Annotated in this window: 23 protein-coding genes and 1 other annotated feature; of the genes, 16 read left to right on the top strand and 7 right to left on the bottom strand. The window is 52.7% G+C overall.

The window, feature by feature from the left end; genetic code table 11:
- Positions 1 to 167: 167 nt before the first annotated feature.
- Complete coding sequence (locus tag AC506A_RS16585; RefSeq protein WP_495462119.1) at positions 168 to 857, bottom strand: Dph6-related ATP pyrophosphatase; 690 nt, start codon at positions 855 to 857, stop codon at positions 168 to 170.
- 113 nt (positions 858 to 970) lie between these two features.
- Here AC506A_RS16585 and AC506A_RS16580 point away from each other — a divergent pair, with 113 nt between their 5' ends.
- The 3 genes from AC506A_RS16580 to AC506A_RS16570 all read left to right on the top strand — a co-directional run bounded on the left by AC506A_RS16580 (position 971) and on the right by AC506A_RS16570 (position 4,003).
- Positions 971 to 2,104, top strand: coding sequence for a glycerate kinase (locus AC506A_RS16580; RefSeq protein WP_495462118.1), 1,134 nt, complete (start codon positions 971 to 973; stop codon positions 2,102 to 2,104).
- A gap of 97 nt (positions 2,105 to 2,201) precedes the next feature.
- Complete coding sequence (locus AC506A_RS16575; protein WP_495462117.1) at positions 2,202 to 2,783, top strand: RNA polymerase sigma factor; 582 nt, start codon at positions 2,202 to 2,204, stop codon at positions 2,781 to 2,783.
- 200 nt (positions 2,784 to 2,983) lie between these two features.
- Positions 2,984 to 4,003 (top strand): HD-GYP domain-containing protein, encoded by a 1,020-nt coding sequence (locus AC506A_RS16570; protein ID WP_495462116.1) that lies wholly within the window; start codon positions 2,984 to 2,986, stop codon positions 4,001 to 4,003.
- 88 nt (positions 4,004 to 4,091) lie between these two features.
- Here the strand turns inward: AC506A_RS16570 and AC506A_RS16565 are convergent, their stop codons facing one another.
- Entirely contained in the window at positions 4,092 to 4,424 is a 333-nt protein-coding gene (locus AC506A_RS16565; protein ID WP_495462115.1) for a winged helix-turn-helix transcriptional regulator, read from the bottom strand.
- 173 nt (positions 4,425 to 4,597) lie between these two features.
- On the opposite strand from AC506A_RS16565, the gene AC506A_RS16560 reads away from it, so the two are divergent.
- Positions 4,598 to 5,536 carry an aldo/keto reductase family protein gene (locus tag AC506A_RS16560; RefSeq protein WP_495462114.1) on the top strand — a complete coding sequence of 313 codons (939 nt, stop codon included), beginning with the start codon at positions 4,598 to 4,600 and terminating at the stop codon, positions 5,534 to 5,536.
- A 560-nt stretch (positions 5,537 to 6,096) separates the two neighbouring features.
- Here the strand turns inward: AC506A_RS16560 and ligD are convergent.
- The 3 genes from ligD to ku are packed head-to-tail and all read right to left on the bottom strand — an operon-like array spanning position 6,097 to position 8,990.
- Positions 6,097 to 6,996 (bottom strand): non-homologous end-joining DNA ligase, encoded by a 900-nt coding sequence (gene ligD, locus AC506A_RS16555; protein WP_495462113.1) that lies wholly within the window; start codon positions 6,994 to 6,996, stop codon positions 6,097 to 6,099.
- A complete protein-coding gene (locus AC506A_RS16550; protein WP_495462112.1) occupies positions 6,993 to 8,039 on the bottom strand; it encodes an ATP-dependent DNA ligase in 1,047 nt (348 codons plus the stop codon). The genes ligD and AC506A_RS16550 overlap by 4 nt, the downstream gene beginning before the upstream one ends.
- 3 nt (positions 8,040 to 8,042) lie before the next feature.
- Complete coding sequence (gene ku / locus AC506A_RS16545) at positions 8,043 to 8,990, bottom strand: non-homologous end joining protein Ku (protein WP_495462111.1); 948 nt, start codon at positions 8,988 to 8,990, stop codon at positions 8,043 to 8,045.
- Positions 8,991 to 9,125: 135 nt separating this feature from the next.
- Between ku and AC506A_RS16540 the strand changes: the two genes are divergently transcribed.
- The 8 genes from AC506A_RS16540 (at position 9,126) to tsaD (ending at position 14,778) form a co-directional block, all read left to right on the top strand.
- The gene (locus AC506A_RS16540) at positions 9,126 to 9,311 is read left to right on the top strand and encodes a hypothetical protein (protein WP_495462110.1); all 186 of its coding nucleotides are present in this window, start codon (positions 9,126 to 9,128) and stop codon (positions 9,309 to 9,311) included.
- Between the two features lie 3 nt (positions 9,312 to 9,314).
- Complete coding sequence (locus tag AC506A_RS16535; protein WP_090984223.1) at positions 9,315 to 9,503, top strand: H-type small acid-soluble spore protein; 189 nt, start codon at positions 9,315 to 9,317, stop codon at positions 9,501 to 9,503.
- A 228-nt stretch (positions 9,504 to 9,731) separates the two neighbouring features.
- Positions 9,732 to 10,598, top strand: a complete 867-nt coding sequence (locus AC506A_RS16530) for a YitT family protein (RefSeq protein ID WP_495462109.1) — start codon at positions 9,732 to 9,734, stop codon at positions 10,596 to 10,598.
- 147 nt (positions 10,599 to 10,745) lie between these two features.
- Positions 10,746 to 11,882: a thiamine-phosphate kinase gene (gene thiL, locus AC506A_RS16525; protein ID WP_495462428.1), complete on the top strand. Its 1,137-nt coding sequence runs from the start codon at positions 10,746 to 10,748 to the stop codon at positions 11,880 to 11,882.
- Between the two features lie 13 nt (positions 11,883 to 11,895).
- Positions 11,896 to 12,378 carry a tRNA (adenosine(37)-N6)-threonylcarbamoyltransferase complex ATPase subunit type 1 TsaE gene (tsaE, locus tag AC506A_RS16520; RefSeq protein ID WP_495462108.1) on the top strand — a complete coding sequence of 161 codons (483 nt, stop codon included), beginning with the start codon at positions 11,896 to 11,898 and terminating at the stop codon, positions 12,376 to 12,378.
- A gap of 13 nt (positions 12,379 to 12,391) precedes the next feature.
- On the top strand, positions 12,392 to 13,267 hold the full coding sequence (tsaB, locus tag AC506A_RS16515) for a tRNA (adenosine(37)-N6)-threonylcarbamoyltransferase complex dimerization subunit type 1 TsaB (protein ID WP_495462107.1): 876 nt from the start codon (positions 12,392 to 12,394) through the stop codon (positions 13,265 to 13,267).
- Positions 13,254 to 13,757 carry a ribosomal protein S18-alanine N-acetyltransferase gene (rimI, locus tag AC506A_RS16510; protein WP_495462106.1) on the top strand — a complete coding sequence of 168 codons (504 nt, stop codon included), beginning with the start codon at positions 13,254 to 13,256 and terminating at the stop codon, positions 13,755 to 13,757. The genes tsaB and rimI overlap by 14 nt, the downstream gene beginning before the upstream one ends.
- Complete coding sequence (tsaD, locus tag AC506A_RS16505; RefSeq protein WP_495462105.1) at positions 13,741 to 14,778, top strand: tRNA (adenosine(37)-N6)-threonylcarbamoyltransferase complex transferase subunit TsaD; 1,038 nt, start codon at positions 13,741 to 13,743, stop codon at positions 14,776 to 14,778. Before rimI ends, tsaD begins: the two co-directional genes overlap by 17 nt.
- Positions 14,779 to 14,846: 68 nt before the next feature.
- Here tsaD and AC506A_RS16500 read toward each other — a convergent pair whose 3' ends face one another.
- On the bottom strand, positions 14,847 to 16,547 hold the full coding sequence (locus AC506A_RS16500; RefSeq protein ID WP_495462104.1) for a hypothetical protein: 1,701 nt from the start codon (positions 16,545 to 16,547) through the stop codon (positions 14,847 to 14,849).
- Positions 16,548 to 17,095: 548 nt separating this feature from the next.
- Positions 17,096 to 17,405 (top strand) — a binding site (T-box leader).
- Between the two features lie 456 nt (positions 17,406 to 17,861).
- On the opposite strand from AC506A_RS16500, the gene AC506A_RS16495 reads away from it, so the two are divergent.
- The 4 genes from AC506A_RS16495 to AC506A_RS16480 all read left to right on the top strand — a co-directional run bounded on the left by AC506A_RS16495 (position 17,862) and on the right by AC506A_RS16480 (position 23,601).
- Entirely contained in the window at positions 17,862 to 19,454 is a 1,593-nt protein-coding gene (locus AC506A_RS16495) for a 2-isopropylmalate synthase (protein ID WP_495462103.1), read from the top strand.
- A 69-nt stretch (positions 19,455 to 19,523) separates the two neighbouring features.
- Positions 19,524 to 19,985, top strand: coding sequence for an HIT family protein (locus AC506A_RS16490; protein ID WP_495462102.1), 462 nt, complete (start codon positions 19,524 to 19,526; stop codon positions 19,983 to 19,985).
- Positions 19,986 to 20,013: 28 nt separating this feature from the next.
- A complete protein-coding gene (locus AC506A_RS16485; protein ID WP_495462101.1) occupies positions 20,014 to 20,862 on the top strand; it encodes a class I SAM-dependent methyltransferase in 849 nt (282 codons plus the stop codon).
- Positions 20,863 to 21,390: 528 nt separating this feature from the next.
- Positions 21,391 to 23,601 carry a YhgE/Pip family protein gene (locus AC506A_RS16480; RefSeq protein ID WP_495462100.1) on the top strand — a complete coding sequence of 737 codons (2,211 nt, stop codon included), beginning with the start codon at positions 21,391 to 21,393 and terminating at the stop codon, positions 23,599 to 23,601.
- A gap of 27 nt (positions 23,602 to 23,628) precedes the next feature.
- On the opposite strand, the gene AC506A_RS16475 is transcribed toward AC506A_RS16480, so the two are convergent.
- Positions 23,629 to 25,569: an ABC-F family ATP-binding cassette domain-containing protein gene (locus AC506A_RS16475; RefSeq protein ID WP_495462099.1), complete on the bottom strand. Its 1,941-nt coding sequence runs from the start codon at positions 25,567 to 25,569 to the stop codon at positions 23,629 to 23,631.
- Positions 25,570 to 25,583 lie beyond the last annotated feature (14 nt).

Here is a 25,583-nt window from a genome sequence, read left to right as displayed (position 1 = left end):
CGGGAAAGCGGGCAGGAATGTACGTTCAACCAACTCACTTATTTAGAGCGGAATACAGCAAAAGGTAACTCCCAGAGCAACACATCAGCGTTTAGTCGGCGATACTAGCGAATGGCGCCCCTCTCGGGTACGGTCGTAGCCTCGGGGACAAGGTCCTCCCTCATCGCTTACTGGTCCAGCTCCAGCGGCAGAAAGGCGTAATCGCCATGCTTCACAATCTCACATCTGCGAACCGAAATCGAGGACTTAAATATTGGCCCGTCCAGCACAGTCGTGTGAAACTCGCCGCCTTCTCCGCAAGGATCGATACCTCGTTTAAGCAGCTCCTTCACAAAATCATGGTTCAACATTCGTCCCAGATCGTCCTCTCGCATGCCGAGTGATAAGTTAACCGTCACCACAACCGATACGAAACCGAGATTAATGAACGTTTCTACGGTTTCGAGATGATCCATTTGCCAGAGCGGCATACCAAGCTTCAAGCCTGCTTTCTTCGCAACCTCGTCCTGCCAGCAGCCATAATCCGTCAATTCCAAGTCGCCTGTTACGAGCACTTCGGCTCCGCAGTCCTTCGCTTGTTCTAAAAGGCCGATAAAAGCTTGTTCATAGTCCGCCCAGCTTGCAGCCGCTGTATAAAGAGGCAGTCCGATCGAATCCGCTTGGGCGCGAATAAGCTCGGGCGGCATGCCGTGGGATCGGGAGCGTTTCCCTTCTTCCTCCAGCATAACGATAAGGCCAATTGCTTCTCCAACTTGCATGGCTTTATATAGAGCTAGTGAACTGTCTTTCCCACCGCTGAAAGAAGCAATAAACCGATGCCCGCTCGCACCATTTTTCCAATCCTTCATTTCTTCCATCGTGATCATTCCCCGTTATTAATTGTAGTGATGTTGTTCAAATTATATCGGATATGCTGGCAGCGGGCTATAATAACAGCATAGAGATTACTTGACGGGAGTAGATAAAACGTATGAAAGTTGTCATTGCACCCGATTCATTCAAAGGCTCCGCATCAGCAAGGGAGCTGTGCAGCGCAATTGCAAAGGGGATTCGGTCCGTCATGCCGGAGGCAGAACTGCAGGAACTGCCGCTGGCCGATGGTGGAGAAGGCATCATGGACAACCTTGTGCATGCTACCGGCGGACAACGGATAGAGACAGCGGCGACCGACCCGATTGGTCGCGCCATGACAGCCGCCTACGGCGTTCTAGGCGACGGCGAGACCGTTATTATCGAGATGGCTCAAGCCTCCGGCCTCCCACTGTTAGCAGTCGAAGAGAGACAGCCGCTTCTGACATCAACCCGCGGTACGGGGGAGTTGATCAAACATGCGCTGGATCAGGGCTACCGCAAATTCATTATCGGCCTTGGCGGAAGCGCGACCAATGACGGCGGCGCAGGTATGCTGCGAGCGCTGGGACTGAAGCTCCAAGACGCTCAAGGACAGCCCCTAGCTGAGGGTGGCGGGGAACTGAACAAGCTTGCGAAACTAGACGCTTCCGCTCTGGATCCGCGACTAGCTGAATCGCAGGTTACGATCGCGAGCGACGTAATCAATCCGCTGTGCGGTCCGCAAGGCGCGTCGGCCGTCTTCGGCCCGCAGAAGGGAGCGACACCGGAGATGATCGCGGTCCTCGATGAGGGGCTGCGCCTATTCGCAGAGCAGATCCGCGCCGTACGAGGAATTGATGTGCTGACGATACCTGGCGGTGGTGCAGCAGGCGGTATGGGGGCAGGAATTGCCGGCTTCATGAATGCGGTCATCCGTCCCGGTATTGAAGTTGTAATGGAAGCAAGTGGGTTCGAGGCTGCCGCCAGGAATGCCGATTATATCATTACCGGCGAAGGCAAGCTGGATGAGCAGACGCTATCAGGGAAAGTGGCGGCAGGTGTGTGCAAGGCTGCTGGGCCGCTTGACGTTCCGGTTATTATTTTGTGCGGGATGCGGGTTTTGTCGCTTAATGAGTTAAACAAACTGGGGAAGGTGAGCGCATTCTCCATCGTCCCGGGTCCATGTACCTTGGAAGAGGCGATGGCGCATACTTCCGAGTGGGCTGAGGAATGTGCTGCCCAGCTGTTTGGCTTTCTAAAAAATTCATGCTAAATCCTCCTCTTTTTCACATCATGTTCACAATGGCCTGTTAGACTTAGGGTCAAAGCTGATGAAAACATGACTAGAAGCAAGGGGGAGACAAGACAGAATGAAGCCGTGGACCGAGTTCGAAGAAGCTATCAAGCCGCATCTCCGGCATGTGCGGACCTATTGTTATTATTTGACCGCATCCAAATGGGAATCGGAGGATCTGCTGCAGGAGGCGCTGCTTCGGGCATTCAAGCATTATCGGGATACCGGCATTCTTCGTCACCCTAGGTCGCTGCTGTACAAAATCGCCCGCAACGTGCATATTGACGCACATCGCAGACGACGCGGCATAACCGTTCCGATCGATGAGGCGCTTCAGCTGCCGCATTACGATAACAATTACGCCTCCATTCGCGGGACGCTGGAATGGGTAACGGAGCATCTGTCCGCACGCGAGATGGAGATGCTGCTGCTCGCAGAGGTGTTCGATTATTCCTACCAAGACATTGCCGATGAGCTGCAATGTACGGTTCCCGCTGTCAAAATGGTGCTGCACCGTTCCAAATCAACACTTCGCAAGCGCGGAGCTCAGCAAGAATCTCCTGTTCCTCGCAGTCGAGCCGGTAAGCGCAGAAGTGCGCCGGCGCTTCCATATATGGTAGACCGCTGGACAACGGCATTGATGACCGGAGAACTATAAACAAATGACTAGATAAGAATGTGGGCCTCTCGGGTGAAAAAGAGGCTTTTTTTGGCGTTTGAAGTAGTACTTTTGAATCATTATTGCATTCTGTAAAACAATACCATAGGACAATGGCTGTATAATCATGGTAGAGTAGAGTGAACAGTAAACATTTACCTTGGAAAAAAGGAACAAGTACGACTTTTGTTGGAGGCGCTATGCGAAACTATTTGGGGAAAACCTTAAGAAATGAAGTCGTGAATGCATTTGGCGTAACCGTGCTGCCTGCTAACATCGTGCTGGAAGAAGAGCACTTGCTCCTGTTGGAGAAGCACAAAATCGACCATATTTCCGTTATCTTTGATGTCGTGGAACCGGCAAAGACGGCAAAGCCGAGTGCTCCCCATTCCGCTGTGAGTCAGGTTTCGAACCGGGCCAAGGAAATGTATCACTCCATTCGGGATACGGGCAAGATTCCGATGGACGAGCTGCAGAACAATATTATTCCCGCTGTGAAAAGCGTGGCCAGCCATCCGAATATTTTTGAACTGTTTGAGGCGGTCAAAGCACAGGGTGATTATACGTATCAGCACAATATCGGTGTTGGCGTGCTGGCGACTATGATCGGCAAATGGCTGCATTTTAAAGAAGACGAATTGACAGCGCTTACGCTTGCGGCAACGCTGCATGATGTAGGTAAAGTGAAAATCCCGCCGGAGATTATAAACAAACCGGGCAAGCTGACAGAAGCAGAATTTGAAGTCGTGAAGAAACACACCATATACGGCTATGAAATATTGAAGAAAACCGAAGGTATCAGCTACCGCGCTGCTTTAGTCGCTCTTCAGCATCATGAACGCGAAGATGGCAAAGGATATCCGCTTGGCCTGACCTCGGATAAAATTGATACTTTCAGCAAAATCGTAGCGGTGGCGGATATCTTCCATGCGATGTCATCCGATCGACCTTATCATAAAGCATTGCCATTCTACGAAGTGGTTCGCCAGCTGCGTGAAGGGTATTTCGGGCAGTTGGACCCGCATATCGTATCGGTATTCCTAGAGAATATTACGACCAAAATGATCGGGCAGAAAGTCGTCCTCACAGATGACCGCATCGGCGAGATCGTATTCATTAATCCGCATGACGAGGAAGCGCCGCTCGTGAAAGTCGGTGAAGAGTTCGTGGACTTGTCCGCGGAACGACAACTGCAAATTAAACAAATTATTGGACTATAGCATAACTAGGATAAAGAAATAGCAAGAGCAGGGTTCACGTCATGATGTGAAATTCCCTGCTCTTTTTGCTGTGTGCGTTCGTTTAAGATTAAGTCCACTTGGCAGCCCATAGCTTCATTTCGTGCAAAATTTGATGCAGATCGATGCCCTTAGGTGTCAGCGAATATTCGACGGTTACCGGAACGGTAGGGAAAACATGGCGCTCAAGCACCCCTTGTCCCTCCAGATGACGAAGCGTACTCGTCAGCGCTCGCGGACTGACTGATGGGATCAAGCGCTGCAGCTCGCCGAAGCGGCGTTTCTCGCAAAATAGCTCCCGAAGAACGAGAAAAGCCCATTTTCCGCCGATGACATCTAGTGTTCGCTCAATATTGCATTCGATGATGGCCGGTACTTTAGGGATATAATTGTTAGCAGACATCGTATAATCCTCCAATAAAAAGTAGTTACATAAAGTATAGTATATATATTAAGTATAATATAATGACAATTATTTCACTACTTTAAAATTTATAATGATATGAGTAGAATAGGGGTTACGTTAGTTTGACAGCGTATGCAGGGAACTGCAATTATCTTTAGGAGGTTGGAGAAATGGAGTTTAGAAGACTAGGCGGCAGCGGACTAAAGGTGAGTGAAGTCAGCTTGGGCAGCTGGCTTACATATGGCGGTTATGTTGAGCGGGAGAATGCGGTGAAAGCGATCGAGAAGGCCTATGAGCTTGGGGTCAATTTCTTCGATACGGCGAACGTATACGAGCGCGGTGCTGCGGAAGTATTGCTTGGCGAAACGATCAAGCAATTCCCGCGTGAGTCTTATGTGCTCGCAACGAAAGCGTTCTGGCCTATGGGTGACGGCCCGAATGACCGCGGCTTGTCCCGCAAGCATGTGATCGAGCAGGCGAATGCCAGCTTGAAGCGGCTAGACACGGATTACGTAGATATCTTCTACTGCCACCGTTATGACCAAGAGACGCCGCTGCAAGAGACGCTGCGCGCGATCGACGATCTGATTCGCTCCGGCAAAGTCCTGTACGCAGGTGTCAGCGAATGGACGGCTTCCCAGATGGCAGATGCGCTCGGAACAGCTGACCGTTACTTGCTCGACCGTATCGTGGTGAGCCAGCCGGTCTACAACATGTTCGAGCGTTACATTGAGAAAGAAGTGATTCCTTACGGGGAGAAGAACGGCATCGGACAAGTGGTGTTCTCGCCACTTGCACAAGGGCTTCTGACAGGCAAATACACGTCCGCTGAAAATCTGCCTGAGGGCAGCCGTGCCTCGAAGCTCGATTGGATGCGCAAAGGCATCACGGACGAGAAGCTTGCTAAAGTTCGCGCCTTGTCCGAAATCGCGGGTGAGCTCGAGATTACGACAGGCCAACTGGCGCTCGCATGGATTCTGCGTCAACCGAACGTAGCCAGCGCCTTAGTAGGCGCAAGCCGTCCGGAGCAGGTCATCGAGAACGTAGCTGCATCCGGCATCAAGTTGTCGGAAGACGTGCTGGCACGAATTGAAACGATTTTGGGATAGTAGTGTGGGAGCCGGACCGGCGTTGCTGGTCCGGCTTTTTTTTGCCGCTCTCAGCGGTAAAATGCAGCATCATTGGCTCTGAAGTCGCAGTCAAGTTCATCCGATAGAGGATGTACCGCTCTCGATGTCCAGAGTAACCTCCACGGATGATCTCCACTGTCGATTATTGCAAGAATGCTGCAAAAGTGCTCTGAATTTGGACTCTACTACAATCGATAACGGATATATCACTAGCGATGTCTAAACTAACCGCCTCGCATGATCTCCAGCATCCATAGCGGAAGTGAGAGTCGCAAAATTGGACTCTCACAGGTGAAACCGCGGAAAAATGAAGCTGAGAGTCGCAAAACCCGACTCTCAGCTTCGATAAGCCTGCGGTTTCGCTCAAGGCGTGCGGTGAGAGTCGCGAAATCCAACTCTCACAGGCGAAACCGCGAGAAAAAGAAGCTGAGAGTCGCAAAACCCGACTCTCAGCTTCGAGAAGCCATGATCATGCAGGTGTCGGAAGTTGAGTGTCGAGAGTATGGCAAATGTGCTCCAAAGTTGCTTGTAGCATCTGCTCAGCGTTTGCCGCCGCCGATGAAGTCCAGAATCGAGCGCAGCGACTGCGGGGCGATCGTATCCAGCAGGTCGCCTTCCTTGCGCAGCCGATCTTCGATGTTGAGCAGGTTGTAGTCGGTGATCGCAACGTTACGGCGCACTTCGTCCCAGTGGAGCGGCGTCGATACGCTGGCGGCTCGGCGGGCACGCGGAGAGTAGGGGGCGATGATGGTTTTGCCTTGATAGTGCTGCAGATAGTCGATGTAGATCAGGTCGCCGCGGTTCTTTTTCAGCCGTTCAATGGTGAATAAGCGAGGATGCTTATCCGAGAGAAAAGCGCCGACAAATTCTCCGATCCGGCGCAGTTCATCGAAGGTGAGATTTTGCACGATCGGAATGATGACCTGCACGCCTGTCGCTCCCGACGTCTTGGGCACAGAGGAGATACCGAGCGATCGCAGCAGATCGCCGACAAGCAGTGCGGCTTCCATAATACGCGGCTCTTCTTCGAGCGTTGGGTCCAGATCAAGCACCCATTCCGTCGGATACTCCGGGTTGCTCACACGGTCGAAGGAAGCGTGATATTCCAAACAGGCCAAATTGCCGAGCCAGAGCAGAACCGGCAGTGAGGTCAGCTTCACATAGTTAATGCTCTCACGGGTCACGGTTTCTACAAAAGCCGGAGCAGGAGAGGGGCAGTTTTTCTGATAAAAGGATTTCCCATTTACCCCATCCGGGAACCGAATGGTCGTGAGCAGTCGATCCTGGCAATGCTTCAATAGCCATGGCGAAAGTGCGGCAAGCCGCTGCAGAAAAATCGCCTTCGTAATGCCCATCTCCGGCCATAACAGCTTCTCAGGATTGCTGACTGTCAGCTCCTGCCCGTCAACAACAACGGTTCCTTTCACGGAGCGGCTCATGACAGCGGCTCCTTCGGAAGAAACGTAACCAGCTTCGGATGGCGAAGCTGCCCGGCAGAAGTGAGCTCAAGTCCCGAAACTCGGCATTTGAAAGGCAGCGAAAGCCACTGGATCTCTTCACGCCGCAGATCCTCCGGCACCGCAGGGAACGGACAAGCAACTACCGCCAAATGGGAATGTTGCGGCTTAAAGGTTGCAGCAAGCACTCTGCGCAGTGCATCATTCAATCCAAGCGACACACTGCCTAGATAGTAGCCCTCATGCTCCATCACGAGACTAGCAACGATGCCGTTGCGCCATTTGAGCCCGACGATATCGACATCGAGAACAAGGACAATCTTCTTCTTCAGCCAATCGCGATGTTTCTTGCCTTCCCGATAAGGACTGTCCAACCGTTTGCTGACAACGCCTTCCCATTTATTCGTCTGCACCCATTCCCACAACGCAGTACCATCCTGGAACAAATCCGTCACGAACATGCGCGGATCGTCTGATGGACATAACTCGGTAAGTCGGCGGTGCCGCTCCTCATAGGGGAGATGGCGCAAATCGCCGGAGGCATCCGCGAGGATATCGAACAACACCAAGACGAGCCCGCCCCTCGCACCTGCACCGGCGACATTGCCCGCCCCGCCACTTGGCTCCGGCTGCGGCTGCCGCATGAGTCCGCGAGAACGTTCCCTCTTCAGCACATGCTGGAAATTCGGCCGCACGCCATCCCACCAGACGATTTCTCCATCCAGCAGGCATCGGCCCAGAGCCGCTGCTTTAGACTCAAGCAGCGACGTGATTTCCGGATACGTACTATTCTTCAGATAAAGCTTCCGCGAAAATATTTCGACCTGCCCGTGCCCGTTCAGCCGGGCGAGGATGCGTACGCCATCCCATTTCAGCTGATAGCCCCATTCGCTGCCGACAGGGAGCTCCTCGTCGGAGAGCGGAGCCATGGGCTCAACAGGCAAGGGCAGCGGTTGATCATACTGCTGATATTCCTGATGCCCGCTTAGTTCAGGAAGCGACGCCTCGGACCATGGCTGTTCCATCGCCTAAGACACCGTGTCCTTCTTGGTTTTGCGCGCACGCGGCGCTTTCACTTTGGCCACGACTTCGCTGGCTCCCTCGCCAGAGCCGGCGTTTGAAGCAGCCGCGCCTCCTGCAGCATTCGCCCCAACACCAGCGCCCGCTCCAGCCGCATTCGTGTCCAAGCCGCCAGGCGCATTCGGCGGCAGCTTGACCGCCTCCAAACTGGCTTGCAGCGCGGCCATCAGGTCAAGCACATTCGTGCGCTGCTGCTCCGGCGCAACGCGAACGTCCTCGCCGGCAATTTTGTGCTGAATGAGATCCATCAGGCGCTCCCGATAGTCGTCGGTATATTTTGCAGGCTCGAATGGGGTAGAGAGCTGCTCGATCAGCATGCGCGCCATCATGAGCTCCTTCTCGTTGACATTGACGGCCTCCGGCAGTCCCGGCACCTGATCGACAGAACGGATTTCGTCCGGATAGAAAATCGTCTCCATCGCTAAGCAATCATCGATGATGCGAATGGCTGCGAGCGAGCTTTTGGAACGAATCGAAACTTTGGCAATACCAATCCGTCCCGACTGCCGCATTGCCTCCATAAGTAGGTTATAGGCATTGCTGCCGGCTTGATCCGGGGAGAGGTAGTAGGTCTTCTGAAAATAAATCGGGTCGATCTCTTCAAGCGCGACAAAATCCAGAATCGTAATCGTCTTTGTCGCATCGCTGGACAGCGACTCAAGCTCGTCCTTCTCAAACAACACATAACGGCCTTTCTCATATTCATAACCTTTGACAATGGAGTCCCAATCGACGTCAACATCACAGGTCGGGCATTTGCGGATATAAGAGATGTTGCTGCCGCAATCACGGTGAATCATTTTCAGAGAGATATCTTTATCCTCCGTGGCTGAAAACATTTTGACAGGCACATGCACGAGACCGAAGCTGATGGCCCCTTTCCACACGGTATGCATATCATTTCCTCCTCTTATTAGATATGGAACGTAGTCCTCTATTCTCATTGTTCCCCGAATGCATGAAACTAAGCTCGTTCGGGCATATTTTCGTGTAGCACGAGCCAACATCATCATCTAAAGGAGGCATATGGAATGACCGAAGCGGGCAATACCCCGACTGGGAACAGCAACGATAAGCAAAATGAAGGCCGCGATGATTATTTTATGGACATCGACCGGATGGTGAATGAAGGATTAGGCGGCGGGCAAGTGACCTTGAATAACGGGTTAATTGCAGAGTCCACCACGGATACAATGGAAACTGAAGCGAGGGAATAAACAGTGGATACGAAACGCGCAATGCAGATTTACAGCTCGAAAGATACATTTGCCGTTCATCTGGGCGATAAGCCGGTTTGGATCGAAAATGTAGATGAGGCCAATGGCATGGCAACGGTGCAAGTGGGTTCAGACCCGCTCAATACGCAAACCGTTTCGGTCGACCGATTGAAAGAAGAAGGCGACGAATAGGAAACGGTACTGGAGCAGGACCCTCGGACACCGATCGTTGGATGCCGGGGGTCTTTTTAGAGGTCAGAATGAAATTATGATGGACAATCTATCGATAATTGACGATTTCGAGACATAATTGAACAAAAAGTGGCGATAAGGTGTGCTTATTCTTGGAAATTGAGCCAAATTGGGGTATAATGAATAAATAAGCTTGATTTTTAGAGTTTATTACAGAGGGGGGAAGGTATGGCGAAACAGCACTATAAGCTAACCAAGCTGGAGTTGCTGCTGCGGATTGTATTACTTACCGTCGGTGCGGCGCTCGTTTCCGTAGCTCTTGAGATTTTTCTCGTACCAAACAACATTATTGATGGCGGAATAGTCGGTATATCCATCATTGTGGCTCATCTGACAGACTTGCCGCTCGGTCTATTTCTATTCCTGTTCAACTTGCCGTTTCTAGTCATAGGTTACAAGCAGATCGGTAAAACATTTGCGATATCAACGCTCTACGGCGTTGTGGTCATGTCGATCGGCACGACCTTGCTTCATCCGGTCCAGGCTTTGACGTACAGCCCGTTTCTGGCACCGGTATTCGGCGGCGTCATTCTCGGCATCGGGGTCGGTTTAGTTATCCGATCAGGAGGATCGCTCGATGGTACGGAGATTATTGCGATTTTGTTTACGAAGAAAACACCGTTTTCCGTAGGCGAAATTGTCATGTTTTTCAATCTATTCATCCTTGCGAGCGCAGGTTTTGTGTTCTCGTGGGATAGCGCAATGTTTTCTCTCATTGCCTACTACATTGCCTTTAAGGTCATTGACGTGACCCTTGAGGGGATCGATCAATCGAAGTCGGTCTGGATTATTAGTAAAGAATCCAAAGAAATCGGCGATGCCATTATGAGCAGGCTTGGTCGCGGTGTTACGTACCTTCATGGAGAAGGAGCTTTCTCCGGTGGGACGAAGCGTGTAATCTTCTGCGTCATTACGCGGTTGGAAGAAGCGAAGATGAAGTCGATTGTCATGGAACTCGATCCGACAGCGTTCCTTGCGGTCGGTAACATCCATGACGTGAAGGGCGGCCGCTTTAAGAAGCGAGCCATCCATTAACCAGGCAATCAAGCAGGTCTGCTCGCAGACATTCATACAGGCAAGGCTGTGCTGCCAAGCATGGCCTTGCCTGCTTTTGTTGCGGGTCTTACTGCTGACCGATATAATAGGGACAACAAACTTTGAAAATAAGGCTTCGGCCGGCAACTGGAGGCGGAAAAACTGGACGAGTTTGAGCGCATTCGAAATTGGACAGATGGCCGCCAAAATCAGTCCGTGCTCGCGAAGCAAGGCGTGGTGCTCGGCATCGGCGACGATGCGGCCATCATCGCCGCCCCGCCGGATGAGGATGCCGGCAAGCTGGAGTGGCTGCTGGCGGTCGACACGATGGTGGAGACCGTCCATTTCAACGATGCGACGATGGGCGAGGCCGACATCGGCTGGAAGGCGCTGGCCGCGAACGTCAGTGATATCGCGGCAATGGGCGGTGTGCCTCGGCACGCGCTCGTGTCTGTGAGCGTGCCGCCGGCATGGGGGCCGGCACGTATGCGCCGGCTCTATGATGGGCTTTACGCGTGCGCCGAGCATTACGGCGTAGCGGTGGTTGGCGGCGATACGACGAGTTCGCCGCTGCACTTGGTTGTGTCCGTGACGGTCGTGGGCACCGCCCCGGCCGGCAAGGCGATTCGCCGGGCAGGTGCGCAGCCCGGCGACGCCGTGTTCGTGACCGGAGCGGCGGGGATGGCCGCGGCCGGTCTGCATGCGCTGCTCGCCGCCGCGGCGAAGCGCGCGGGGGCTGCGGCACAGCCGCAAGGCGGCGGTGCGGGCTCGCCGCCATTGCCTTTGCCGCCGGTCGCGGCAGCGCCCGGAACGGCGGCGCTGGTGCAAGCGCACCGCCGGCCGGCGCCTTCGGTGCGCGCGGCGCTGCTGCTAGCCGCGCGCGGAACCGTGACGTCGCTGAACGATGTCAGCGACGGACTGGCCAGCGAAGCCTGGGAAATCGCCGAGGCTTCAGGCGTGACCATCGTGCTCCGTGATTCGGACTTGCCGCGCAGCGGCAGCATGACCGCTTACGCACACAGCTGCGGCGTGAATCCACTGGAGTGGATTCTCTATGGCGGCGAAGATTACGTGCTGCTCGGCACGATAGCTGCCGCAGATGCGGGGGCAGCGAAAGCCGAGCTGGCCGAGGCTGGCTTACCGATGTTCATCATCGGTGAAGTGGAGGCCGGCAGCGCAGGCGTGGAGCTGATCCGCGACTTAGATGTCAGCAGCGGCACGGGGCGCTATGAGGTGCTGCGGGAAACGGTTGCCAAGCGCGGGTATAATCATTTTGGAAATTAGGAGCGGCCGAAACATGAACGAAAGCTACGAAATGATATGGACGGCAGAAACCGAAGCGGACACGGTCCGTTTGGCTGAGAAGCTTGCGGAGCTGGCAGTTCCGGGAACGGTGCTGGCGCTCGATGGGGACCTCGGAGCAGGCAAAACGCGATTCTCGAAAGCTTTTGCAGCTGGAATTGGAGTACCGGGTATTGTGAACAGTCCTACGTTTACCATTATTAAAGAATATCAAGGGGCGCAATTGCCGCTTTATCATATGGATGTGTACCGCCTCTCCGAGCAAGAAGCGGACGAGCTTGGTTTGGACGATTACTTCTTCGGTGAAGGTGTGACGATTGTCGAGTGGGCAAGCCTGATCGAGGCGCTGCTTCCGCCTGATCGGCTTCAGATGTACATCGCGCATTTAGGCGGGGAAGCGAGACGCATTACGATTACGGGCATTGGTGCGCCGTATGCGGCTTGGTGTCAACAATTACAGGCAATTGATCATAGATAGGAGCACGGAACAGATGAGTGAAATTACTACGCCGGGCAGCCGGGAAGGACAGCTTGTGCTTGCGCTGGATACATCGACCGCTTCGCTCGCTGCCGCGCTCGTGCGCGGAGATGAGGTGCTGCGCGACATTCAGTCGCTTGCGGAACGCAATCATTCCGTCCATACGGTGTCGGTCGTCAAGGAACTGCTAAAGGAATGCGGAGTTGCGCCGGAGGAGCTTGCAGGCATTGCAATCGGTCGCGGACCAGGCTCGTACACTGGCATGAGAATCGCGGTATCGGTAGGCAAAACATTAGCGTGGGTATGGCAGAAGCCGCTGGTTGGCGTGTCCAGCCTGGAAGCGTTGGCCTATGGAGCATGGCAAACGGGAACTGACAAGGCCACCGCATCCGCAGGGGAACGTCCGGTTTGGATCGTGCCAATCATGGATGCGAGGCGGGGACAAGTGTATACCGGCGCATTCGAGGCATTAGCTGCCACTGCGTCGTCTTCTGCATTTCCGGCAGCCTGGAAACGGCTGGCCAAAGACGGAGTCCGCTTGATGCACGATTGGGTAGACCTGCTCGCCGCAGATGTGAAAGAGATGGACGCTGCTTCGAGACCAGCGGCGTTATGGATCGTCGGTGAATTGCAGCTTCACGAGGCGGAAGCCGATCGGTTGCGTAACATTTGCCCCGAAGTGGAAGTCGCGGCATTTACTTATATCTTAGAAGGACGATCCGTTGCTGCACTTGGACTTTCGCGTCTGGCAGCAGGGGAATCCGATGATGTGCATACGTTTATTCCAAATTACACGCAGTTAACGGAAGCAGAAGTGAAATTGCAGGAACGGACGGCTTCGCAGCAGCAAAGCGCGGTGGAAGGAGCGGGTAAACGTGACGGTCATTGATGTGAACCGGCTTGTTTTTCGACTGATGACGATGAGCGATGTGAAGACGATTGTTGCTATTGAACAGGAGAGCTTTACTTCGCCGTGGACAGAGGAAGCGTTTATTAACGAGCTGACTAATAATCATTTTGCCCGCTACATGGTGATGGATTACGAGGGCGAAGTCATCGGCTATGGCGGCATGTGGACCATCATGGATGAGGCGCATGTGACCAATGTGGCTGTGCGCGAGCAGTACCGCGGGCGGGGACTCGGCGAGAAGCTGATGGTGGAGCTGCAGCGTGCGGCGGTCATGTTCGGGGCGAAGCGGATGACGCTTGAAGTGCGTGTATCGAACGATGTGGCGCAGCGGCTGTACAAGAAGCTTGGCTTTGAACCGTCCGGCGTTCGGCCCGGCTATTATTCAGACAATAAAGAGGATGCGCTCATTATGTGGGCCGAACTGCATGCCTCGGGTGAAGTGGAGAGCATGTATGACGACTACAAATGAAAATGAACTTATTCTCGCCGTAGAAACGAGCTGCGATGAAACAGCTGTTGCGCTTATTCGCGGCGGCAAAGAGATTGTAACCAATATTATTTCGAGCCAAATCGAGACGCATCAGCGTTTCGGCGGCGTTGTGCCGGAGATTGCATCACGTAAGCATGTGGAATCGATCACGCTCATCATGGAGCAGGCGATGAAGGAAGCCGGAGCGAAGTTCAGCGACTTGTCTGCCATTGCGGTTACGCAGGGACCGGGACTGGTAGGCGCGCTTCTGGTAGGCATCGTAGCCGCGAAGAGCTTAGCGATGGCGCTCGACCTTCCACTCATTGGCACCCATCATATCGCTGGACATATCTATGCCAACCAGTTGGTGCATGAGATCGAGTATCCATGTCTTGCGCTTGTAGCGTCTGGCGGACATACCGAGCTAGTCGTTCTTGAGAGTGAAGGCGTGTTCCGGATCATCGGCAGAACCCGTGATGATGCGGTCGGCGAAGCCTATGACAAAGTCGCGCGCACGCTGAATTTCCCTTATCCCGGCGGGCCGTACATCGACAGGCTTGCACAGCAGTCGGAGGAAGAATTCCAGCTGCCGCGGGCATGGCTGGAGCCGGATTCGTATGATTTCAGCTTCAGCGGGTTGAAATCTGCCGTCCTTGCGGCCATCAATTCGGCCAAAATGAAGGGGGAAACGCCGCGCGAGGCTGCTCTTGCCCGCGGGTTCCAAGCCTCTGTCATCGATGTGCTTGTGACGAAGTCACTTCGCGCCGTTCGCGAAGTTGGCGCCAAGCAGCTGCTGCTCTGCGGCGGCGTTGCAGCTAATGGCGGCTTGCGTGCGGCGTTGACTGCTCGCTGCCAAGAGGCTGGTATTCCGCTGCTCATCCCGCCGCTTAAACTTTGCACGGACAATGCGGCGATGATCGGCGCGGCGGCGCACTTGAAATGGAAGCGCGGCGAGTTTACGCCGCTCGACATGAAGGCTGAGCCGGGCTTGTCGCTGGAAGAATGGTCGGTACGGAGTTAATATGAATAGTGCTTCACAAGAAACAAGCGACCCAGCTTAAGCCGGGTCGCTTGTTTTCATATCTCTCCCTAAGCCGAGAACGGAATCGAATAGAACGTACGAATACCGTTCTCATCCGCATACCAAAGCACCTTATTGTCCGCAATTATGGGCTGGCACTGGGATAGAACAAAATTCGGGATGGCTTGCACGCTGCCTGTCGGCTGACCATTCTGGTCGACCAGTACGTAGTTCAAGTCCCCGCGGTTATGTTCGGCATCGAACTCTTGCCAGAGGACCATGAACTTGTTAACTTTCATCTTCACAAGCTTAGGGATTGATGCGTATTGTTTGCTTCCGATGTACTTGGCGATCGTTGTCTGGTGAACCGCGCTTTCGTTCAGGTTGTTTCTCGGTATGGTGACAAGAAGGATATCCCGTTGGTCGTTGTTCAGACCTACCATGTCGAACGAAGTATATTCGCTGACGAGCGAATGATTGATCGTATTCATCGCAACGAGGTACTCCGACGACGACATCTCGAAGCCTCCGACGGACACACCGGTCATATTCGCTCCGATTGCGCCCGGAATACGGAACAAATCAACCGTGTCATAGGCGTCTCCTGTTCCTTTGCTCAGGGCGATCGAACGAGGATAGGCATCGCCGTGATCAAGCAGCACTTGCATTGTCCCATCGAACAACGCATATTGATCGAAGGAGTGACTAACGTGATTAGCCTGGAATCGTCCAAGATCATTGGTCACCTTCATGGTCGAGGTATCCACTAGGATAGTCAATTGAGATTGGTGGTTTTTGCCGTCTTCTGTCGTATAACGTTCCCTTGCGGTATGGAATACAAGTGTGTTCCCGCTCTCAGCCATCCTTCCTGAACCGGCGTCGAAGGGAACTGTCGTGTAGCTCGCTCCACCTTGCACCGAGACGCTGTCCACACGGTTGAAATTCTTGTCGTACCGAACGATTCGAATCACTTCTTTCGTATCGCTTTCTTCGTGGTTCTCTTGTCCAAAAGCAATGTAGTTGTACTTCTGACCGCTGTAGAAAGCACCATAGAGCGGAAGCTCGGCGTTTATCTTTTTCTTAGTGAGCAGCTTGTAATTAGCATCGTAGGTCTCGATCGTCAGTCCGTTATTGGCTTTAATTACGCTAATCGTACCGTCTGCGTTGCGAACCAGATGGGAGCCGACCGGACTCTGCCATCTCGGATAATCGGCGGAGACGGAATCCGAATTAGCCTCGTAGGCTGTCTCTGCTCGGTAAGCGTTTCTTGGAAGCTTGGAGGAGAGGTTGATCACGTTGGAGCTTCCGCCGAACCCTATTTCGAATGGAATCTGCGCCCCCAAGTCTCTCAGCTTAAAATACGTACTGCCGTCGATCACATAGGCGGTCATCTTGATCACGCGGCCGTCTATCATGATTTTGGAAGTGGCGGGTTGCGCAGAATAACTACCGTAGGACGAATAGTAATGATCTTGATCTGTCCTCTGCTTCACATATTGTTTGCCCGTTAATAGCTCAATTGCATTGCCCCCGCTGTTCCAGATGACATTGAATTGACTAGTCGTTCCGGAGAACATCTCCGCGATGTCGCGAAGCTTGAAGTAGTTGTTGCCGGCAATAGTGAAGGCGGTCGTGGACACTTCCTCGCCATTCAGGTAGATTTGATTGTCCGATACGCTCGCCTTGACCGAATTCGCGGCGAATGCGGACGTGCATATTACTGTCGTCATTAGAACCAAAGCGATCAGCAGCGTTACTAACTTTCTCATTGAAGGCTTCACCATCCGATACAAATGTAATTAAATTCCTTAAATATATCGGTGATCCATTCATTATTGATTAATAAAAGCGGCCCAGCCGAAGCTAATCACAGTTGAAAGTTGATATCTCATTGAATCCCCAGCAACTTTGTCACTCTAACGAACCGTACGGCGCTTATTTGCCCAATAATAGCCCCGAAATAATTCTAACGAACCGTAGGGGTTCTATTTGATGGTTTTGGCATAGTGGGGAGCCGATTATCCCCAAATAACGCCTCTGCGGTTCGTTAGATTCTCGAAGCTCCCAAATTCGGTCTAATAAGACCTCTACGGTTCGTTAGATTTTCACCCCATTTCCTCTTCACAAAAAAGCCCTGCGATTCATTATCCGATTCGGTTTTTTTCGCATAAATAACGCCCTCACGGTTCGTTAGCGCGAAAAAACGTGAATTTACGGAATGGTCGCTGCAAGAGATCCAACTTTCAAATTTTTGAAAATCGAATTGACAGACGATTCCGACAGGCATATAATAGGCAACAACACTTCAAAACATCTGACAAACGCGACGAACAGGAGCAGTAAAGCGTATAGCCGGGATTAGAGAGCTGCGGGTTGGTGCAACGCAGTCGAAGGCCGCTTGAACCTCGCCTGGGAGCGGAATTACGGAAATGAGCTTCGCAGTCGGCCGAAGGCCAAGGCTAACGGGATGCTCAAGTACGTTCTTACGGTTTACCTCCGTGATCGGGTGCATGGCTTCGATTTCTAGAGTCGTTGACATGCTTAAGCGGACGTTTAACACTTCCTTTCAGGAAGGAACGTCAACAAGGGTGGTACCGCGCCGGACCTAACAGTCTGTCGTCTCTTGAATAAGAGACGTCAGGCTTTTTTTGTTTTCCGGAATAGCGAAATTGAAGCGAAAGTCAGTCAGTGGAACAATCGTACGTGAACGACCCATAGATCAAACGCGAAGAACAGGAGCAGTAGGAACAATCCGGGAAAAGCAGAGAGCTGCGGGGTGGTGCGACGCAGCCGAAGGATATCCGAAACTCGCCTGGGAGCGGAACGAGGGAATGGCGCGATAGTATGGCTCGCGTACCCCTACCTCAGTTACGGGTAACCTCCGTCATCAGGTGCAGCAGCTGTCCGGCTTACAAACCGTTGGCGATCTATGCTGCATAAGCGGGTTCGGCCCCGATAAGGGCCGGGCAACTAGAGTGGTACCGCGGCATGCTCACAAAGCCTGTCGTCTCTTGATTCATTAGGAGACGGCGGGCTTTTTCTGTTGTCTCCATCCCAAACAAACCTTTAGGAGGCTAATTCTTATGACCATTAACAATCAAACGACTGGGGCTCAATCCGGTAACAAAATCATCCGCATCTTCGACACGACGCTTCGTGACGGTGAGCAGTCACCGGGCGCAACGCTGCGCCCTGAGCAGAAGATCGTACTTGCCCGCCAGCTGGCGAAGCTTGGCGTCGACATTATCGAGCCGGGCTTCCCGATCTCAAGCCCAGGTGAGTTCGCTGCCGTGCAGCAAATTTCTCGCGAACTGCAAGGTGTCGAAATTGTTGGCTTTGCCCGTGCGATCAAAGGCGATATCGATGCCGCTGTCCGCTCCACGATGGACGCTGCGCGCCGCCGTCTGCATCTGTTTATCTCCTCTTCGGACATCCACTTGGATTTCCAATTGAAAAAATCCCGCGAACAGGTGCTGGCTATCGCTCGCGAGATGGTGGCATACGGCAAGCAGTTTGTGGATGAAATTGAATTCTCGCCGATGGATGCGAGCCGTTCGGGACGCGACTTCGTCATCGAAATGGTGGAAGCCGTCATTGCCGAAGGCGCCACGGTCATTAATTTGCCGGATACGCTTGGTTACGCGCTTCCGGAGGAGTACGGCGAACTGTTCCGCAGCGTGAGAGCAGGCGCAAGAGGCGGGGATAAAGTGCAATACAGCGCACATTGTCACAATGACTTGGGCCTTGCGGTCGCGAACAGCTTAGCGGCGATTAACGCAGGTGCGACGCAGGTGGAAGTGACTGTGAACGGAATCGGCGAGCGTGCCGGAAACTGTTCGCTGGAGGAGCTTGTCATGGCGATCGAGACACGCAAATCGGCGATCGGCGCACAGACAGGAATCGTCATGAGCGAGATTTACGAGTCTTCGCGCATGGTAAGCCGGGCGATGAATTTCCCGATTGCTTATAATAAGCCAATCGTGGGGCGGAACGCTTTTCAACATGAATCGGGTATTCACCAGGATGGCTTGCTGAAGAACCGGAACACGTACGAGATCATGGATCCAGAAGCGATGGGCATTCCGCGCAGCATGATCGTACTCGGCAAGCATTCCGGACGTCATGCCATTAAGCATCGTTTGTCTGAATTCGGCATTGAACTGAATGACGATCAGCTGCTGGATGTGTATAACCGTTTCATCGAGAAAGCAGACGAGATGAAAATCGTACCCGACGACGTGCTTGTCCGCATTGCCAGCGAGTCAACAGATACGCAGCACGACCCGTATACGCTTGTTGATTTGCAAGTGCTTGCGGGAACGCAGCGTTCTCGCATTGCTTCGGTGACGATTCGTGAGCGGGATACCGGTGAAGAGCGGACGCTGACTGGGGCAGGCACCGGTCCGCTGGAAGCGGTCATACACTGCCTGCAGCAGGCGATTCCGGTAACAGCAGAGTTCGAGGATCTGGAGCTGCATTCGTTATCAACAGGCGAGGATGCACGCGGGGAAGCGATTGTCAGCATTGTGCATAACAATCGGCGCTATTCGGGGACGGCTGTGCATAACGATATTATTTTGGCGGCGGCTGAGGCTTATGTGAGTGCATGCAATCAACTCCTGATGAGTGTGCAGGAGGATGCAGTGGAAGATCTCATTCAGAAGAAGAGCGGCTGATTCCGCTTAATTCGCGCTTTGGGGTCTTAGGTTCAAGGTTTAAGGTTCGTTCGTGAGGGGGCGGAACAGGTGTCTAAGAACGTACAAGACTGCTTTATTTGCCGGAAGCATCGCGGTGACATACAGACTATAGGGAGCACCATTTATGAGGATGGGCATGTGCACGTGGGTCATATGGGGTTGCGGGGGGAAGAGCAAACCGCTTACTTAGGCTATGTCATGGTGGAGTTGAAACGCCATACACCGGGGCTCGGGGACCTGTCCGTACAGGAAGCTGCGGCAGTAGGGGTTATTGTGAACGAGGTGAGTCGAGCGCTCAAGGATGTTCTGCGAGCGGAACATATTTATAGCTTCGTCCAAGGAGATGGCGTGCCGCATTTCCATATGCACCTCATCCCGAGATATGCAGGTACGCCAGGTGACTACCGGAATCCGATGAACCTCATGAACTGGCCTGACGCTCCGCGTGGCGGAGAAGCAGAGGTAGAGAAGATTTGCTCAAGGCTGCGCGTTTATTTGAAAGCGATCTGAAAGGTTCGCACGGGAAGGTGGGATCGCGATGGGGCAACTAGCAGATCAAGGCAACAAGGACCGCGTGTTGGCGTATTATACCGGCTTTGGCGAGCGGGAGTGGAGCCGGCTGGACCGGGAACCGCTGGAGTTCACGGTCAATATGCATTACCTGAAACAGTATCTGCCGACTGCGGGTCAAGTGCTGGACAACGGGGCCGGGCCCGGCAAATATGCGATGGCGCTTGCAGCTGAAGGCTATGAGCTGACGCTGACGGATCTTACGCCGGGACTTGTGAAGCTTGCCGAAGCAAAGGCTATTGAGCTGGGGCTTACCGAGCGTTTCACAGGCGGTTTCCATGTCTGCAATGCTTGCAATCTTACTCCGATCGCTGATTGCAGCTATGATGCTGCGCTCCTCATGGGTCCGCTCTACCATTTGCAGGATGCAGAGGATCGCGCCAAGGCCATTCGTGAGCTTTACCGAGTGATGAAGCCGGGAGGCGTCGTATTCGTAGCTTTTCGCAGCCGAGTGAATCAAGTGATTACTGCGCTGCGGGATCCGGAGCATTGGAAGCCGCTTAATAGCATGGATGCCATTGAAACGTTCCAAGAGAACGGTATATTCGATCATGCAGATGAAGGGCGTTATACGGGAGCTTACTTTTATGAGCTTGAAGTTATAAAGCCATTTATGGAATCGCACGGTTTTCAGACGCTGGATTTGATCGGATCCACGAACATTGGCACTGCTCTCGGAGCGGATCAGTGGCGCTATTGGTCGGAGCAAGGTGAGGAAACGTATCAGAAGCTTATCCAGCTGCTTATTCGAATGGCGAGGGAATCGTCTGTACTGGGGATGTCCTCACATTTACTCTATATCGGAAGGCGTGTATAACATTTAGCAGTTATTAGTAAAAAGGGGCATTCTCAAAAGTGTGTAAGGCGAACTTTGAGATGCCTCTTTTTGCTGTGCAGGTTTCCCCGAAGACGAGCATCATAGGGAAAAATAGTAGCTAGATGAGCATGAAGCGGCAGAAAAAGGAACTTATCCCCAATGTTACCCACAATATCAGCAAGGAATGTGTATAACCTTGTGAAACCCGCATAAATCGGGCGTTTACAATGTGAACAAAATCTTGATAAGTTTTTCACAGCTTAACTGTGGATAATGTTGATAATGTGGGTAAAATGCCACCGACTGTATCCACATCCGATCAATTGTTAAAGAAACGTTAAATTTATTATTGTTTTACGTCGTTAATAGTGCCAGAATTGCCGCACAATTTACTCCCAGCTGTGGATATGTCTGTGGACAAGGGGGATAGATTGCTAAGTTGTCCCAAGGCGAGCTGAAATCGCAGCATGTTTCCTATCTCTGGGGAGAATGCTATTTCTCAGAAGATGCCGAAAGGGCGGTTACAACATGAGTGAGAGTAAAAGCGGTCTGAGACTGGCCTGGCTTGATGTGAAAACGATGTGGATATCCCGAGCTGTGCGTATCTCGTTATTAGGGCTGCTGGTTCTGCCATTATTGTATAGCTTCATCTATTTATGGGCGTTCTGGGACCCGACCGGAAGAACCGGCGAGCTCCCGCTTGCAGTTGTAAATGAAGATATCGGAGCGAAGCGCAGCGGTGAACAACGTAATCTTGGCAAGGAGCTTACGGACAAATTAGTGAATAGCGACGAAACGTATTGGATCTCGACGAATCGTAAGCAAGCCCATAACGGCTTAATGGAAGACAAGTATGCGATGGTGCTGTATCTGCCGGCGAATTTCTCCAAGCTGGCTTTCAGCGTGAGCGGCGATGATCCTAAGCCAACAATACTGGATGTAGAGTTAAATGAAGGAGCCAACGCTTTATCTGCGAAAGTTGTCCGTGCTATAGCGGGAAAGATCCAAAATAATTTGCGCAGAGAGCTGCAGGGGAATTATTTGAGCGTGATTTTTGAACAGGTGCTCAATGGGGGAGAAGGCTTGCAAGAGGCGGCGAACGGTGCTGCTGCATTATCAACTGCCTCGGAACGGGCCTTTCAAGGTGCGACACAATTGACACAAGGATTGCGGCAAACAGAAGGGGGCCTCACCAAGCTTTCAGGAGGGGTGCAGCAGCTTACAGCCGGCGCAGATGAGCTAAACAAAGGGATCTCTATGATGAATACCTATGCAGAGCGTGTAGCTGCGGAATGGAAGAATTGGAACGGAAAGCTGACTGCTGTGAATCAGTCGCTAGCTGCCCTACTCGGAGCTTCCAAGCCTGATTTCGCGTCTACATTAGAACAATTAGCAAGTGATCTGGCTGGCCTAGAGAGCGATCTTAATGCGATTAAGGAATCATCGACTAAATTCGGGGACTTAACTACCCAATTGCAAAAGGTGAAGAAGTCGATTGATGAGGGGAGTGGCAGCCTCGATACGGCAACAGAGCTATTACAAAATATAGGGAGCAAATTTCCCAAGGTTGCAGCAGATGCCAAGTTCAAGCAGCTCTCAGATGAGCTGGTGAATGCGCAGCAAGCCGGGAACTCGGCAGCGACGAAGCTAGACGAAATCGCCCAAGCGATCGATTCTCTTACGACTTCGCTTGATGGATCTGTAAGCAGGTTTAATAAACGGATCTCGCAGCTGAGCCCGGCTCTCGAACAGTTTCGGTCACAACTTGGCGATCTCCAATCGGCTGTGGACGAAGCAGCCGGAGAGCTGGATCAGCAGCATATCGCATTGAATACGATTGATGACCGGGTGAAGGACGTGACGGAGGGCGTTGATCGACTGCAGACGGGGAGCTTGAAGCTGAAGTCTGGCTTGGCGGAGCTGGGAGGCGGAGTGAGTGCCCTGCAAACGGGCAATGCCAAGCTTGTCGCAGGCGCTGAATCCCTATCGGGAGGGCTGGCGCAAATTCATCAAGGCCAAGCCGAGCTGGCGGATAAGCTGACCGATGCAGCCGGACTTGCCTCAGAGGACGGTCAGGCTGATGCCCGCCAAGCCGTCATTAATGATCCAGTGAGGCTGGAGGAGCATAATCTGCATCCGGTGCCGAACAACGGTGTCGGATTTGCGCCTTATTTTATCGCGCTGTCCCTGTGGGTAGGCTCATTGGTACTGTTCTTCGTGATCGATATTTGGCAGGTGCTGGAGCAGCCTCATGGGCCATTGTCCTACATCGTGAGCAAATATATTGCACTTGCTACTATTAGTGTCTGCCAGGCGCTGCTGTCTGTCTTTATTCTTCATGTTGGTCTCGGTATTCCGACTGTCGTACCGTCAATTGCGATGTATGGCTACGCGGTACTGGTTGGACTCGTGTTCACCGCGATATTGTACATGCTGATTGCAGTGCTTGGCAGCGACAAAGGACGGTTCGCGGCCGTACTTATCCTGATGCTTCAGCTGACATCAAGCTCCGGTTCGTATCCTGTAGAGCTGGAACCTTCCTTCTTCCAGCACATTCATCCACTGCTGCCGATGACATATGCCGTGGAAGGCTTCCGCCACTTGATCTCGATTGGCGGCTGGAAAACAATAATCCGGACAGCAGGTGTGCTGGCCGGATTCGGATTGGGTTCACTTCTATTATTTTATCTGCTTAAACGACGTAAAATCATGGCGGAAATCAGGCTGGCTGAGCGGTAACAAGCTAGTACGGGCACGGGGAGCTCGTTATGCCAGCAGCTCTTCCCACGACTCGTAAACGGTTTGCAGCTGCGCCTTTAATCCATCTAATTCGGTTTGGATGCTCTGCACACGGACATAATCGTTGTAGATGTCAGGGTCTACGAGCTGCTCCTCAAGCGCCGTAATTTCGCCTTCAAGGCGTGCGATTTCGCTCTCTAGCTGTTCTTGTTTGCGCTGACGATTTCGTTCGTCACGCTTCGCTTGTTTGTCGGCTTCATAAGAGGAAACAGGGGCCGGATCCGGCGCTGCTGTAGGCTTTCCCTGTTTTCCTTGCGGAAATGACAGCGTTTCCATCTGCAGTTCATCGTTTTCACGTTTTTTCTGGATCATTTCGTCATAATTTCCCAGGAAATGCTGTGTTCCTTGCGGCTCCAGTTCGACAATCCGCTCCGCCATTTTGTTGAGGAAGTACCGGTCATGGGAGATGAACAGCAGCGTGCCATCGTAATCCATTAGCGCTGACTCCAGCACCTCTTTGCTATAGAGGTCCAAATGGTTGGTAGGCTCATCGAGAATGAGCATGTTGGCACGAGCCAGCATCAGCTTCGACAATGAAACGCGTGCTCGTTCCCCGCCGCTTAGCGAGCTGATCCGTTTCTTCACATCGTCACCGCTGAAGAGGAAGTTGCCAAGCACTGTGCGGATACGCGCTTCTTCTATAGAAGGGTATGTGCCCCAGAGCTCTTCAAGCACCGTATTGGCGTGGTTCAGTCCGGTGTGCTCCTGATCGTAGTAACCGATCTTAATATTGGTACCCCATCGGATCGTACCCTGTTCATACGGCTGCTGGCCGACAAGTGATTTAAGCAATGTCGATTTGCCGATTCCGTTAGGTCCAATAAGTGCAACATTCTCGCCGCGCTCTAAACGGAATGATACATTTTGGAACAATGGGTCGGATTTCTCTTGAAACTTAATCGACAAATCACGAACATCCAGCACGTCATTGCCGCTTTGACGTTCAATTTCAAAGGAGAAGTTCGCTTTCTTCAAGTCGCCGAGCGGCTTGTCGAGTCGGTCCATTTTGTCCAGCGCTTTGCGTCTGCTCTGGGCACGCTTCGTGGTGGAGGCGCGCACGATATTGCGTTGTACAAAATCCTCCAGCTTGGCGATCTCGTCCTGCTGCTTGTCGAATTGCTTCATTTGCGCTTCGTACTCAGCCGCTTTGATCTCAATATAACGGGAGTAATTGCCGGTGTAACGTTTGGCCGTGTGGCGTTCGATTTCAACGATCGTCTGCACGACTGCATCAAGAAAATACCGGTCATGAGATACGACCAAAATGCCGCCATCGTAGCCGCGCAGGTAATCCTCCAGCCAAGTGAGCGTTTCGATGTCCAAATAGTTCGTAGGCTCATCGAGCATCAGCAGGTCGGGCGATTGCAGCAAAATGCGCGCAAGTGCCAGACGTGTCTTCTGACCGCCGCTTAAAGTCGAGATGATGGTATCTGGTGGGAATTGACCAAAGCCCATCCCGTGCAAAATGCCGCGGATCTTCGTTTCCACTTCAAATCCGCCCTTCTCGCGGAACCAATCGGAGAGCGTGGAATATCGATTCAGCACAGCCTCATATTGTTTGGCATCCTCGTGCAGCTTCGGATCGGCAATTTGCTGCTCCAGAGCGCGAAGCTCCTGCTCGGCTTCCGTTAAATGAGCAAATACGGCATGCATCTCTGCATCGATGGTTTGATCAGACTGCAAGCCGCTGGATTGCGCGAGATAGCCGATGGTTGTTTCTTTGGCTTTATAGATGGTGCCGGAATCGGCAGACATCTCGCCGGCGATAATACGAAGCAGCGTCGATTTCCCTGCGCCGTTGACTCCGACAAGCCCAACCCGCTCACGAGGCTGTACTTGGAAGGTGATGGACGAGAGCACACTGCTTACTCCGTAGCTTTTGGATATATCGGATACTTGAAGAAGCATGATACGTGAAACCT

Source organism: Paenibacillus sp. N22P23, assembly GCF_059383735.1.
The sequence above is the reverse complement of the archived record's forward strand: the minus strand, read 5'-3'. Positions and strand labels throughout refer to the sequence as shown.